This window comes from Actinomadura sp. 21ATH, assembly GCF_041951345.1.
Classification (GTDB): Bacteria; Actinomycetota; Actinomycetes; order Streptosporangiales; family Streptosporangiaceae; genus Spirillospora.
On the sequence record NZ_JBGNUR010000001.1, the window covers coordinates 1,144,833 to 1,158,404 of the forward strand.

At 73.2% G+C, this 13,572-nt stretch carries 12 protein-coding genes; 4 read left to right on the forward strand and 8 right to left on the reverse strand.

The window, feature by feature from the left end:
- Positions 1-150: 150 nt before the first annotated feature.
- Positions 151-1,269, reverse strand: coding sequence for a GuaB3 family IMP dehydrogenase-related protein (locus ACA361_RS05440; RefSeq protein WP_375010664.1), 1,119 nt, complete (start codon positions 1,267-1,269; stop codon positions 151-153).
- Between the two features lie 103 nt (positions 1,270-1,372).
- Positions 1,373-2,866 (reverse strand): IMP dehydrogenase, encoded by a 1,494-nt coding sequence (gene guaB, locus ACA361_RS05445; protein ID WP_375010665.1) that lies wholly within the window; start codon positions 2,864-2,866, stop codon positions 1,373-1,375.
- A gap of 289 nt (positions 2,867-3,155) precedes the next feature.
- On the opposite strand from guaB, the gene ACA361_RS05450 reads away from it, so the two are divergent.
- Entirely contained in the window at positions 3,156-3,545 is a 390-nt protein-coding gene (locus ACA361_RS05450; RefSeq protein WP_366617467.1) for a DUF5319 domain-containing protein, read from the forward strand.
- Between the two features lie 51 nt (positions 3,546-3,596).
- Here the strand turns inward: ACA361_RS05450 and ACA361_RS05455 are convergent, their stop codons facing one another.
- The 4 genes from ACA361_RS05455 to groES form a co-directional block, all read right to left on the reverse strand.
- Positions 3,597-4,466, reverse strand: coding sequence for an anti-sigma-D factor RsdA (locus ACA361_RS05455; protein ID WP_375010666.1), 870 nt, complete (start codon positions 4,464-4,466; stop codon positions 3,597-3,599).
- A complete protein-coding gene (locus ACA361_RS05460; RefSeq protein ID WP_366617470.1) occupies positions 4,463-5,035 on the reverse strand; it encodes a sigma-70 family RNA polymerase sigma factor in 573 nt (190 codons plus the stop codon). Before ACA361_RS05460 ends, ACA361_RS05455 begins: the two co-directional genes overlap by 4 nt.
- Positions 5,036-5,392: 357 nt before the next feature.
- Positions 5,393-7,021 (reverse strand): chaperonin GroEL, encoded by a 1,629-nt coding sequence (groL, locus tag ACA361_RS05465; RefSeq protein WP_375010667.1) that lies wholly within the window; start codon positions 7,019-7,021, stop codon positions 5,393-5,395.
- Positions 7,022-7,130: 109 nt separating this feature from the next.
- Positions 7,131-7,442, reverse strand: a complete 312-nt coding sequence (gene groES / locus ACA361_RS05470; RefSeq protein ID WP_366617655.1) for a co-chaperone GroES — start codon at positions 7,440-7,442, stop codon at positions 7,131-7,133.
- 235 nt (positions 7,443-7,677) lie between these two features.
- On the opposite strand from groES, the gene ACA361_RS05475 reads away from it, so the two are divergent.
- The 3 genes from ACA361_RS05475 (at position 7,678) to ACA361_RS05485 (ending at position 12,014) form a co-directional block, all read left to right on the forward strand.
- Positions 7,678-8,955 (forward strand): SAM-dependent methyltransferase, encoded by a 1,278-nt coding sequence (locus tag ACA361_RS05475; protein ID WP_375010668.1) that lies wholly within the window; start codon positions 7,678-7,680, stop codon positions 8,953-8,955.
- 407 nt (positions 8,956-9,362) lie between these two features.
- Positions 9,363-10,904 carry a hypothetical protein gene (locus ACA361_RS05480; protein ID WP_375010669.1) on the forward strand — a complete coding sequence of 514 codons (1,542 nt, stop codon included), beginning with the start codon at positions 9,363-9,365 and terminating at the stop codon, positions 10,902-10,904.
- A gap of 162 nt (positions 10,905-11,066) precedes the next feature.
- Positions 11,067-12,014 carry a phosphotransferase family protein gene (locus ACA361_RS05485; protein ID WP_375010670.1) on the forward strand — a complete coding sequence of 316 codons (948 nt, stop codon included), beginning with the start codon at positions 11,067-11,069 and terminating at the stop codon, positions 12,012-12,014.
- Here the strand turns inward: ACA361_RS05485 and tsaD are convergent.
- Both tsaD and rimI read right to left on the reverse strand, forming a co-directional pair.
- On the reverse strand, positions 12,004-13,041 hold the full coding sequence (tsaD, locus tag ACA361_RS05490) for a tRNA (adenosine(37)-N6)-threonylcarbamoyltransferase complex transferase subunit TsaD (protein WP_375010671.1): 1,038 nt from the start codon (positions 13,039-13,041) through the stop codon (positions 12,004-12,006). The genes ACA361_RS05485 and tsaD overlap by 11 nt on opposite strands.
- Positions 13,038-13,568, reverse strand: a complete 531-nt coding sequence (rimI, locus tag ACA361_RS05495; protein WP_375010908.1) for a ribosomal protein S18-alanine N-acetyltransferase — start codon at positions 13,566-13,568, stop codon at positions 13,038-13,040. Before rimI ends, tsaD begins: the two co-directional genes overlap by 4 nt.
- Between the last annotated feature and the right edge of the window lie 4 nt (positions 13,569-13,572).

Below are 13,572 nucleotides of genomic sequence, written 5' to 3' on the forward strand. Positions count from 1 at the left end.
ATTCCCCCTGTGCGGTCGGCTGTCCGAAGAGCTACCTACCCCACAGTAAGGACGCGTCCACCCCGGGATTCACCGTTTCGGCCGAGAGCGCGGTCTCGGGGTGGTGAGACGCCCCACATCCCGCCGCGGCGGGACCGGGCGGCCCGGCCGTCAGGCGGGCGGGGCCACCACGACCTGGACCCGCTGGAACTCCTTCAGCTCGGTGTACCCCGAGGTGGCCATCGCCCGGCGCAGCGCGCCGATGAGGTTCATCGAGCCGTCGGCCACGTGCGACGGGCCGTACAGGATCTGCTCCATGCTGCCGATCGTGCCCAGGTCGATCCGGGTGCCGCGGGGCACGTCGCCGTGGTGCGCCTCGCTGCCCCAGTGGAACCCGCGCCCCGGCGCCTCGGTGGACCGCGCGAACGGCGAGCCGACCATGACCGCGTCGCTGCCGCAGGCGAACGCCTTGGCGATGTCGCCGCTGTTGGTCATCCCGCCGTCGGCGATCACGTGCACGTACCGGCCGCCGGACTCGTCCAGGTAGTCGCGCCGGGCCGCCGCCACGTCCGCGACGGCGGTCGCCATCGGCACCGCCACGCCCAGCACGGTGCGGGTCGTGTGCCCCGACCCGCCGCCGAACCCGACCAGCACCCCGGCCGCGCCGGTGCGCATCAGGTGCAGCGCCGCCGTGTACGTGGAGCAGCCGCCCACGATCACCGGGACGTCCAGGTCGTAGATGAACTGCTTCAGGTTGAGCGGCTCGGCCCGGCCGGACACGTGCTCGGCCGACACGGTGGTGCCGCGGATCACGAACAGGTCCACCCCGGCGTCGATCACGGCCTTGTGGAACTGCGCCGTGCGCTGCGGTGACAGCCGCGCCGCGACCGTCACCCCGGCCTCCCGGATCTCGGCGATCCGGCGGCCGATCAGCTCCTCCTTGATCGGCTCCTGGTAGATCTCCTGGAGCCGGTGGGTGGCCGCCGCGTCGTCCAGCGAGGCGATCTCGGCCAGCAGCGACTCGGGCTGCTCGTACCGCGTCCACAGCCCTTCGAGGTCCAGCACCGCGAGCCCGCCCAGCCGGCCGATCTGGATCGCGATGTCCGGGCTGACCACGCTGTCCATCGGCGCGACCAGCAGCGGCATCTCGAACCGGTAGGCGTCGATCTGCCAGGCGACGCTGACCTCCTCGGGGTCGCGCGTCCGCCGCGACGGGACGATGCCGATCTCGTCGAAGGCATAGGCCCGGCGCCCGCTCTTGCCCCGGCCGATCTCAACCTCAGCAGCCACTGCCAGTCTCTCTTTCCATCGTGAACGTGCGGACTTCCTGCCCGCCCACGGCGGAGAACGGAGCGAACGGAGCCCCGGCGAGTTTACCCAGCCCGGTGCGGGTCTAGCGCCCCTGGTAGTTGGGGGCCTCGACCGTCATCTGGATGTCGTGGGGGTGGCTCTCCTTGAGGCCCGCGGACGTGATGCGCATCAGCTGACCGCGCTCCTGGAGCTCGGGGATCGTGCGGGTGCCCGCGTACCACATCGACTGGTGCAGGCCGCCGACGAGCTGGTGGGCGACGTTGGCGAGCGGGCCCCGGTAGGGGACCTGGCCCTCGACGCCCTCGGGGATCAGCTTCTCCTCCGACGACACGTCCGCCTGGGCGTAGCGGTCCTTGGAGAACGAGCCCCCGCGCTCGCGGTTGCGCATCGCGCCGAGCGAGCCCATGCCGCGGTACGACTTGTACTGCTTGCCGTGCACGAAGATCAGCTCGCCGGGCGACTCCTCGATCCCGGCCAGCAGGCTGCCCAGCATGACGGTGTCGGCGCCGGCCACGATGGCCTTGGCGATGTCGCCGGAGTACTGGAGGCCGCCGTCGCCGATGACCGGGATGCCGGCCTCGCGGGCGGCGCGGGCGGCCTCGGAGATCGCGGTGATCTGCGGGACGCCGACGCCCGCGACCACGCGGGTGGTGCAGATGGAGCCGGGGCCCACGCCGACCTTGACGGCGTCCGCGCCGGCCTCGGCCAGCGCCTTCGCGCCCGCGTAGGTGGCGACGTTGCCGCCGACGACCTGGACGCTGGAGTTCGCCTTGATCGCGGCGATCGTGTCGGCGACGCCCTTGGAGTGGCCGTGCGCGGTGTCGACGATGATCACGTCGGTGCCCGCGTCGATCAGCGACTGGGCCCGGCGGATCGCGTCCTCGCCCACGCCCACGGCGGCGGCGACCAGCAGCCGGCCGTCGGCGTCCTTGGTGGAGTCGGGGTACTGCTCGCTCTTGGTGAAGTCCTTGACCGTGATCAGGCCGCGCAGCCGGCCCTCGGCGTCCACCAGCGGCAGCTTCTCGATCTTGTTGCCGGCCAGCAGCGCGAACGCGTCCTCGCGGGACACGTCCACCGGGGCGGTGATCAGCGGCATCGGGGTCATGACCTCGCGCACCGGGCGGGCCAGGTCGGTCTCGAACCGCATGTCGCGGTTGGTGACGATGCCCACGAGCACACCGCGCACGTCGGTGACCGGAACGCCCGAGATGCGGTAGCGGGAGCACAGCTCCTCGACGTCGGCCAGCGTCGCGTCCGGGAGGCAGGTCACCGGATTGGTGATCATCCCGGCCTCGGAGCGCTTGACCCGGTCGGCCTCGGCGGCCTGCTCCTCGACCGGCATGTTGCGGTGGAGGACGCCGATGCCGCCCTGGCGGGCCATCGCGACGGCCGTGCGGGACTCGGTGACGGTGTCCATGGCCGCCGACACCAGCGGGATCCGCAGCTCGACCGACCGGGTCAGCCGGGTCGTGGTGTCGGCCTCCCCCGGCTGCAGATCGGAATAGCCCGGAAGCAGGAGAACGTCGTCGAAGGTCAGGCCCGTCGGGATGACGGCGGGCTCGGCGGCGGGATTCATGACTACCTTCCCCTTGGGCGTCTGGGTGTACGGCCAGGTCACGGCGGCCTTGCTCCATGGTAGGACCTGGCCCGGCGGCGGGAGCGGCACTTGCCGCTCGCGGCCTAGTGGTCTTCGTGACACCCGTGGCGTCGTGACATGTGGGAACGTCCAGGCCGCGGGCGGCATTCCCGCGCGGGTCCGGAACGCCCGGCACGCCCGGCCACGGGGGTCGCCGGACCTGGCCGTTCCGGGGCGGATGCGGCCCGGGGGGTGCACCGGGACCGGCCCGGAGCAGTAGCGTGGGGGTGTGCACGACGATGCTCCGCTGGACCCGTTCGCCGGCGACCCGGAGGACCCGGCCGCCTCGCTCGGCGACCCGGGCGAGGACGTCGCGCCCCTCAGCGTGACCGAGCGGGAGGACGTGCTCGCCGATCTCGCCGACCTCGAGGTGTTCCGGGCGCTGCTGGAGCCGCTGGGCGTGCGCGGGCTGACCGTGGACTGCGGCGACTGCGGCAAGGTCCACTACATCGACTGGGACCTGCTGCACGGCAACCTGCGGCACCTGCTCGACCAGGGCCTGCCCCGGGTGCACGAGCCGGCGCTGGCGCCGGACCCCGTCGACTACGTCAGCTGGGAGTACGCGCGCGGCTATGTCGACGGCGTGATCGACAGCGAAGAGGGCCGCGAGGACTCCTGACGGCCGGGCGGGCCCGTTCCCGCCCCGGTGACCCGTGCCCCGGTGCCCCGTTCAGAAGCGGTCGCCGAGGTCGCGGTACGGCGGCTTCAGGCGCCGCTGGACCCGCTCCCGGACGCCGTCCAGGCCGCGCGGAACGCGGGCATGGCCCGCGCCGTACCCGGCGGGACGCGGACGCGCCCACCAGCCTTCGGCGTCCCGCCCCTGCCCGGGGCCCGTTCCGGGACGGCGCGGGCGCGTGCCGTGCTCGGCGATCTGGGCGATCCGCTCCTTCACCTGTTCCGGGGTGCGCCTGGCCTCCCGGTCCGGCCCGTCCTCGGCCGCGCGCGGGCGGGGGCGTGCGGCGGGCTCGGCGGCCGGTACGGGCCGTGCCGGCGGTGCGGCGCGCGGCAGCAGCGTCGTGACGGACTCCACGGGCTCGGGCGCGCGCGGGATCTTCTGCTCGGACGGGCCCATGGCCCGCTGGGAGGCGGGCGGGCCGCCCGTGCCGCCGCCCGCCGCGGCGACGCCGCCGGTGGCCAGCACGGCGCCGGCCACGCCGAGCGCGACGATCGTCCGGGAGCCGCGGCGGCGCGGGCCCGCGGGCGGTACGGGCCGGTCGCCGTCGCCCGGGTCGCCCGGCGCGGGCTCCGGCGCCTCCTCAGGGGCCGGTGCCGGGGCCGGGGCGTGGGCGTGGCGGACGGGGGCCAGCTCGTCGACATCCCTGATCAGCGCCCGCAGCAGCCGCGCGGCGGGGTCGTCGGAGCCCACCGGGCCGCGGGCGGCGAGGGCGTCGATGAGCGCGTCGGTACGGCGCACGCCGCCCAGGTCGCCCGCCAGGGCCGGGAAGGCCACCACGGAACCCGTGGCCGGCGTGCTCGGGGACGGCCGCCCCGGGGTCGAGAGCTCGGCCGGATCCGGGGCGCCCTGGCTCCGTTCCGTCAAGCGATCGACTCCTCTCGGGCCATCGTGCGGAGCCGGGCCAGGGCGCGGTGCTGCGCGACCCGTACCGCTCCGGCGGTCATGCCGAGCACATTACCGGTCTCCTCGGCGGACAGGCCCGCCACGACCCGGAGCAGGACGAGCTCCTGCTGGTTCTCGGGGAGCCGGGTGAGCAGGTCGCGGGCGCGCTGCGCCTCGATGTGCCGCACCACGGTCTCCTCCGGCCCGGGCCGGTCGTCGGGGCCGTCGGGCAGGTCCTCGGTCGGCACGGCCGCCCGGACCGCGCTGCGCAGCGCGTCGGCGATCTTGTGCGCGGCGATGCCGAAGACGAACGAGGCGAACGGGCGTCCCATGTCGCGGTAGCGGGGCAGCGCCGACAGCACCGCGATGCAGACCTCCTGGGCCACGTCGTCGGCGATGTGGTACTGCCCGGACACCCGGCCGAGCCGGGCCCGGCAGTAGCGGACGACCATCGGGCGGACGTGCGCGATCAGCACCTCGATGGCGCCGGGATCGCCCTGGACGGCCAGGGAGGTGAGTTCCTTGAGGTCCCCTTCGTCGGCTCTCGCCATGCGCGGCGCCCGGCCCCCGCGGCCGGCATCGCGGGGTGGTCGAGGAGGGGTCGCCCCCTCCGAGGGCTCTCCGGCGCGCGCGGTCGTGGTCCCGGCGAAGCATCCCTCGGTCACGTTCAGCATGATGCCCAGCGGGCCGGGGCCTGTCTCCACTGTCGTCGACAACGGAATGGTCACAGTGCGGGGACAGGGCTTCCAGAGGCACCGGGCGTGTCCGGGCGAATCTGGAGCGTGACCTTGCTTACCGACATCAGAGACATTGAATGACAAAGAGGGAGATTCTCGCCCGTAAGGCAAGAATCTCCCTCCGGTGTCACGGCCGGACCCGGCCGCGACGCGAGGTACGCGAGGTACCCGTCAGTGCCCGTGGCCGTGACCGTGGCCGTGGCCGCCGCCGGCGGACTCCTCTTCCTCCTCCGGCTTCTCGACGACGAGAGCCTCGGTGGAGAGCAGCATGCCCGCGATGGACGCGGCGTTGGTGACGGCGGAGCGGGTGACCTTCACCGGGTCGATGACGCCCTGCGCGATCAGGTCGCCGTACTCGCCGGTGGCCGCGTTGTAGCCGTGGCCGGCCTTCAGCTCCTGCACCTTGGAGACGACGACGTAGCCCTCCTGGCCGGCGTTCTCGGAGATCCAGCGGAGCGGCTCGACCAGCGCGCGGCGGACCGCCTCGGCACCGGTGGCCTCGTCGCCGGACAGGCCGAGGGCGTCGAAGCCCTCCTTGCCCACGTGCACCAGCGCGCTGCCGCCGCCGGAGACGATGCCCTCCTCGATGGCCGCGCGGGTCGCCGAGATGGCGTCCTCCAGGCGGTGCTTCTTCTCCTTCAGCTCGACCTCGGTGGCCGCGCCGACGCGCAGCACGCAGACGCCGCCGGCCAGCTTGGCCAGCCGCTCCTGCAGCTTCTCGCGGTCCCAGTCGGAGTCGCTGTTCTCGATCTCGACCTTGATCTGGTTGACCCGGGCCTCGATCTCGGACTGCTCGCCCTCACCGTCGACGATGGTGGTGGCGTCCTTGGTGACGGTGATCCGGCGGGCGCGGCCCAGGTCGTCCAGGCCGATGCTGTCGAGCTTGAGGCCGATGGCCTCGCTGACGACCTGGCCGCCGGTCAGGGTGGCCATGTCGCCCAGCATCGCCTTGCGGCGGTCGCCGAAGCCCGGGGCCTTGACCGCGACCGAGGTGAAAGTGCCGCGGATCTTGTTGGCCACCAGCAGCGCCAGCGCCTCGCCCTCGACGTCCTCGGCCACCACGAGCAGCGGCTTCTTGGTCTGGGCGACCTTCTCGGCCAGCGGCAGGAACTCCTGCACGTTGGAGATCTTGCCGTCCACGATCAGCACGTAGGCGTCCTCCAGGACGGCCTCCATGCGCTCGGGGTCGGTGACCATGTGCGGCGACAGGTAGCCCTTGTCGAACTGGAGGCCCTCGGTGAACTCCAGCTCCAGGCCGAAGGTGTGCGCCTCCTCGACGGTGATGACGCCGTCCTTGCCGACCTTGTCGAACGCCTCGGCGATCAGGTCGCCGATCTGGGCGTCCTGGGCGGAGATCGTCGCGACGTGCGCGATCTCGCCCTTCTCGTCGACCTCGCGGGCCGACTTCAGCAGCTGGTCGGAGACGTACTGCGCGGCCGCGTCGATGCCCCGCTTGAGGCCCAGCGGCGAGGCGCCGGCGGCCACGTTGCGCAGGCCCTCGCGGACCAGCGCCTGCGCCAGCACGGTCGCGGTGGTGGTGCCGTCACCCGCGATGTCGTTGGTCTTGGTCGCCACTTCCTTGGCGAGCTGGGCCCCGAGGTTCTCGTACGGGTCCTCCAGCTCCACCTCGCGGGCGATGGTGACGCCGTCGTTGGTGATCGTCGGCGCGCCGAACTTCTTGTCGATGACGACGTTGCGGCCGCGCGGGCCGATCGTCACCTTGACGGCGTCGGCGAGGTGGTTCACGCCGCGCTCGAGAGCCCGGCGAGCGTTCTCGTCGAACTCCAGGATCTTCGCCATGGGAAAAACTCCAGTCCTGTACGGCGATCCGTGACGCAGACCGCCCCGGCCGCCCCTGAATTCGGGCGGGTCCGGGGCGGAGCGTCACGTCTCGTGAGAGATCGGTGAGTTACTTCTCGATGACCGCGAGGACGTCGCGGGCCGAGAGGACGAGGTACTCCTCGTTGTTGTACTTGACCTCGGTGCCGCCGTACTTGCTGTAAAGCACCACGTCGCCGACGCTGACGTCGAGCGGCACGCGCGCGCCCTTGTCGTCGACGCGGCCCGGGCCCACCGCCAGGACGGTGCCCTCCTGGGGCTTCTCCTTGGCGGTGTCGGGAATGACCAGGCCCGACGCGGTGGTGGTCTCGGCCTCAAGCGGCTGGACGACGATGCGGTCCTCGAGCGGCTTGAGAGCAACCTTGGTGGCGGTCGTCACGATCTGACCTCCCCTTCGATTGGTCCTCGGCCGGCCATGGGAGACCGGCCGGCACTGGTGGCAGAAGAGGCGACCCCGGACCGGCCTGTCGTCGCGGGTGCCAGACCGAACCTTGTCGCTGTGGTTGGCACTCTCACACTGAGAGTGCCAGTCATGGAGACTATTCCGTGACCGGTGGCCCGTCAACACGGACACGGCGCCCCCGGGCGGGCCTTTGTCCGGCGCTAACGTCCACCCTATGGACATCCAGGCGTTCCGCGGTCTGCTCGCGCCCGAAGGCCAGGTCGTGCTGGCCGCGGCCACCGGCTCGGACGTGTCCGAGAGCGGCCTGCTCGCCACCGCCTCCAAGCTGCGCGAGCGCCACCCCGCCGAACTCGTCTCGGCGGCGCTCACCCAGGTGCGGCTGCGCGAGCGGGCCAGGCCCAAGTTCGGCCCGGACGCCGCCCGGATGTACTTCACGCAGGCCGGGCTGGAGCAGTCCACGCGGGCGGGCGTCGCCGCGTACCGTGCCCGCCGCTTCGCCGCCCACCTGTCGCTACCCCGTGACCGCGTCCTCGAACTCGGCTGCGGGATCGGCGCCGACCTGCTCGCCCGGGCGCGCGCCGGGATCGGCGGGGAGGCGGTCGAGCTGGACCCGCTGACCGCCGAGGTCGCGCGGGCCAACGCCGCCGCCTTCGGGGTGGACGGGCCGGTCACCGTGCGGGAGGGCGACGCGGCGCTGGAGGACCCCGCCGGGTACGCGGCCGTCTTCGCCGACCCGGGGCGGCGCGGCGCCCGCGGCCGCGTCTTCGACCCGCGCTCGTACGAGCCGCCGCTGGACACCGTCCTGGAGCTGGCGCGGCGCGCCCCGGCCGCCTGCGTGAAGGTCGCGCCCGGGATCCCGTACGAGGCGATCTGGCCGGCGGGGCGGGCGGAGCCGGGCGACCGGGTGGAGGCCGAGTGGATCTCGGTGGGCGGGGACGTCAAGGAGGCCGCGCTGTGGCTCGGCGGCCTCGCCGGCGCCGTGCCGCGGCGGGCCACCCTGATCCGCGGCGAGGGCGAGATCGTCTCGCTGGCCCCCGAGCCCGGGCTCGGCGAGCCTCCCGTCGGGGACTGGGGCCGGTTCCTGTACGAGCCGGACGGCGCGGTGATCCGCGCGCACCTGGTGGCCGAGGTGGCGGACCGGGTCGGCGGCCGGCTGGCGGACCCGCGGATCGCGTACGTCACCGGGGACGCGCTGGAGCCGACGCCGTTCGCCGCCGCGTACGAGATCGAGGACGTGCTGCCGTTCTCGGTGAAGCGGCTGCGGGCCGAGCTGCGGCGGCGCGGCACCGGGGCGCTCACCGTCAAGAAGCGCGGCTCGGCGGTCGACGTGGACCGGCTGCGCCGCGATCTCGGCTTCGGCCGCCGGGGCGCGGGGCACGGCGGCGGCGCAGAGGTGACGCTGGTGCTGACCCGGGTCGGCGACGACCCGGTGGCGCTGCTGACGCGCCCGGCGCCCGCCCCGGCGCCATTTCCGGACCGAAGATCTTCGTAGGCCGGAGAACGCCAAGGGCGGGCGCGTGCCAGCCCACGGCAGAGCAAATCCCGAGCTATTTCCGGTAATCCTTGGGGCGGCCGAAACAACTCGTCCGAGAAACGAGTGATGCGGCCGGAATGGCGGGCGGCGCAGGTCCCGCCCCGCGACCCGCAAGTGCTGCTGGACAAGGCCGGACGTCCTGCGGGCCACGTCCGCGCGGGCGCCGCGTTCATCCGAATGGCGGCACTTCCGGGAAATGTCGCACCGGCCCCGATCGCCCGCCTTTTTCCGGACCCCGATAACGCGCGTCCCGACCGATCGGCGGTACCCGTTTTCGAGGGGCCCTACACCGCACTACAGTTAGCGCTTCACGATTTCACCGCCGCCCGCAATTTCGAAGGCGACGGCACAAGAGGGAGCATCGGGTGGAAACGAATCACAACTTCCTGCAGACGGGGGGTCAGCCGGTTTCGGACCGGATGCGGGAGTTGCTCGCCCGTGCGGCGCAGGACCACGTCTACGAACAGCGCTCACAGGGTCAGGTCCTCGACGAGATACGCCAGCGCCTGGAAGGCATGGAGTGGCTCCTCCGCGAGGTGCGGGAGCGGGAGCTGACCGGCCTCACCGGTCAGCTCGACGGCGTCCGCGGCCAGGTGGAGGAGCTGTTCGGCAAGCCCCCCGGCTGGGCCGAGGGGCTCGCCGAGCACATCGAGGCGGTCGGCGAGCGGGTCAAGCCGGTCGCCGAGCTGCCCGCGCTGTGGGCCGACGTGGGCGTGGTCGCCGAGAACGTCGACGAGACGCTCACGCGCATCCAGACCATGCTCGACTCCGCGCAGCACATCACCGACGCCACCGAGCAGGCGTCGCAGCGCATGGACGACATGTCCCGGCGCCTGGACCGGCTCCAGGGCAGCATGGAGGCGTCCTCCGTCCGGTTCAACCGGCTGGACAAGTCGCTGGCGGAGCTGGGCCACCGGGCCGAGCTGCTGGACCACTCCGTCAACGGCGTCACCTCCCGGGTCGACCAGTCCGTCGGCGAGCTGGCCGAGCGGTTCGAGCAGGGCCTGGACGCGGTCAACGGCCGGGTCGAGGGCGTCGGCGGGCGGCTGGACGGCCTGGACGGCCGGCTGGAGGGCCTGTCGGGCAAGCTGTCCGGGCTGGACGGCCGGCTGGAGGCCGTCGACGACCGGATCGCGCGGCTGCCGGCCGTCCTGGAGGTCGGGCAGCTGCACAAGATGCTGACCGAGCTGGTCGACCGGCCGGTGCTCGACCAGGGGCACCGCTTCGACGCGCTGGAGAAGCGGCTGGCCGACGCGGTCGACCCGCTGATCGACGAGCTGCGGGCGCGGCCGGACCGGCACGAGATCGAGACGGTGGTGGAACGGGCCGCCCGGACCGCCTACGGGGACGTGGCCGAGCGCATGGACGAGTTCTCCCGCCGCTTCGAGGAGGCGCACGAGAACGCGCGCAAGCGGATCGAGGGCATCCACGAGGAGGTCGCCCGCAAGGTGGACGGGGCGCTGGAGGAGTTCACCGCGCAGGTCGACCTGGTCTCCCGCCGGGTCGAGTCCGTCCACGGCGACGTCATCAAGCAGGTCGACGGCGTGCACGAGGACGTCGGCAAGCGGATCGACGAGATCCGCACCGGGGTGGCCGAGCAGGTCGGCGGGCTGCACGACGACGTCAAGCGGCGGGTCGGCGGCGTCCAGGAGGAGTTCGCGCGACGGGTGGACGGGATGCAGGACGAGGTGGGCCGGCGGGCCGAGGCCGTGCAGGCGGAGGTCGGCAAGCGGTTCGAGAGCGTGCAGGAGGAGGTCGGCAAGAAGGTCGACTCCGTGCACGACCACGTCACCAAGCAGGTCAACTCGGTCCACGAGGACGTGCTCAAGCGGCTGTCCACGCTGGAGGAGACGATGCTGGCCCTGGCGGAGGCGCTGCTGCGCCCCCGGCGCGACGGCAAGGACTGAACCGTTGGGGGCGCCCCTCGGCGGCGCCCCCACGGCCCGGAATTATGTCCGGCAATCCGGGGAAGCGCCCGAAACGATGATCCATAGCCATGTCGATGACGTGCACTTTGTTACGTTCCGTCTTCGCAAAATCACTGCCAATACCTATCGGAATCCGTTTTCATGGATCTCGTGACCCAAGCATCGGCTCCCTGCGCGCCGCCCGGCGCCCCGCCCAGCCGCACCACCCTGCGCTGGGTTGAGGAGTGCCTCGGCCGCGGCGCCGAGGTGCGGATGGTCCGGCCCCTCGCCGGCGGCGCGGCGCACGCCAACCACGCGCTGCTGGTCGAGAGCCGCTCGGGCAGCGCCCACCGGCTCGTCCTGCGCCGCTGGACGCCCCGCGCCCGCGGGGCCGGATCCCCCGTCCCCCGCGGCACCGACGCCGACTTCTCCCCCGAACGCGAGATCGCGGCGCTGGCCCTGCTCGCCGGCTGCGAGGTCCCGACGCCCTCCCTGGTCGCCGCCGACCCCGCCGGCGCCTACTGCGACGCGCCCGCGCTGCTCATCACCCGGCTGAAGGGGCACCCGCCGCGGCCCTCCCCCGACGACCTGCCCGAGTACCTCATCCAGCTCGCCGCCGCACTGCTGGCGGTGCACTCGCGCGGCGGCGCGTCCACGATGCCGCCGTACGTCCCGTACAACCGGCTCGACCAGCGCCGGGCACCCCGGCACGCGCTGCGCCCCCAGCTGTGGGAGCGCGCCTTCGAGATCGCGGCCGGTCCCTCGCCCGAGGCGGCCCACCGGTTCATCCACCGCGACTACCACCCCGACAACACGCTGTGGTCGTACAGCCGGCTGACCGGCATCGTCGACTGGTCCGACGCCTCGTACGGCCCGGTCGCCGTCGACATCGCCCACATGCGCCTCAACCTCGCGCTGCGCTACGGCCCGCCGGCCGCCGAGCGCTTCGTCGCCGCGTTCGACCAGGTGTCGGGCGGCTACCGGCACCACCCGTACTGGGACGTCCGCTGCCTCCTCGACCTCCTCCCGGAGAACGACGGCCGCATCATCGACGAGCCCACCATGCCGCTGGTAGAGGACTACCTCGCCCAGCTGCTCGCTACAGCGTGATCGAACCGATCGGCAGGCTGGAGTCGGCCGGGAGGGCCAGCTCCGAGGCGGGCAGGCCCGCGCCGACCAGCTCGGCGCCCAGCGCGGCGACCATCGCGCCGTTGTCGGTGCACAGCTTCGGGCGCGGCACCCGCAGCCGCACGCCGGCGGCGTCGCAGCGCTCCTGAGCCAGCGCGCGCAGCCGCGAGTTGGCCGCCACGCCGCCGCCGATCAGCAGGTCCCGCACCCCGTTGTCCTTGCAGACCTGGAGGGCCTTGCGGGTCAGCACGTCCACGACGGCCTCCTGGAACGACGCGGCGACGTCGTTCACCGGGACGGGCTCGCCCGCGCGCTCCTTCGCCTCGACCCAGCGCGCCACGGCCGTCTTGAGGCCGGAGAACGAGAAGTCGTAGGTGCCGTCGTCGTACTTCCCGCGCGGGAACGCGATGGCGGCCGGATCGCCCTCGCGGGCCCGCCGGTCGATGACCGGGCCGCCGGGGAACCCGAGGTCGAGCACCCGGGCGACCTTGTCGAACGCCTCGCCCGCCGCGTCGTCCACGGTCGAGCCCAGCGACCGCACGTCGCTGGCGATGTCGGGGACGAGCAGCAGCGACGAGTGCCCGCCCGAGACGAGCAGCGCGACGCACGGCTTGGGCAGCGCGCCGTGTTCGAGCTGGTCGACGGCCACGTGCGCGGCCAGGTGGTTGACGCCGTACAGCGGCTTGCCGAGCGACAGCGCGTACGCCTTCGCCGCCGCGACCCCGACCATCAGCGCGCCCGGCAGCCCGGGGCCGGCGGTGACCGCGAACGCGTCGACGTCCTCGAACCTCACCCCGGCGTCGGCCAGCGCCCGCTCCACGGTCGGCGTCATGGCCTCCAGGTGCGCCCGCGAGGCCACCTCCGGCACCACGCCGCCGAACCGGGCGTGCTGGTCCACGCTGGACGCGATCGCGTCGGCCAGCAGCGTGTGCCCGCGGACGATCCCCACGCCGGTCTCGTCGCAGGACGTCTCGATCCCCAGCACCAGCGGCTCGGAGTCAACGGTCACGGTGTCTGTCCCTCCTGCGAGAAGCCGATGGGCCGGGCGGTGGCGAGCTCGCGCCGCATCACGATCGCGTCCACGTCCGCCGGCTGGTAGTAGCGCTTGCGCAGGCCGACCCGCCGGAAGCCGAACCGCTCGTACAGCAGCCGCGCCCGGTCGTTGTCGGCGCGCACCTCTAGGAACACCGCCTCGCTGTCGCGGCGGGCCGCCTCGTCCAGCAGCTCGGTGAGCAGCGCCGCGCCGATCCCGGCTCCCTGCCGATCCGGCCGCACCGCGATCGTCTGCACGTCGGCCTGCCCGCCGGCCGCGGCCAGGCCCGCGTAGCCGACGAGCGCGCCGCCGGCCTCCTGCGCCACCACGTAGTGGCGGGTACGCGGCTGCTCGGCCAGCTCGCCGCGCAGCATGTCCTCGGACCACGCGTCGTCGGGGAAGAGCGTCTCCTCCAGCCGCAGCACCCCCGGAAGGTCGTCCTCGCTCATCGTCCGCAGCGTCACCTCCCCCGCCCCGCGGGAGCCGCGCTCCGGACCGTCCATCCCC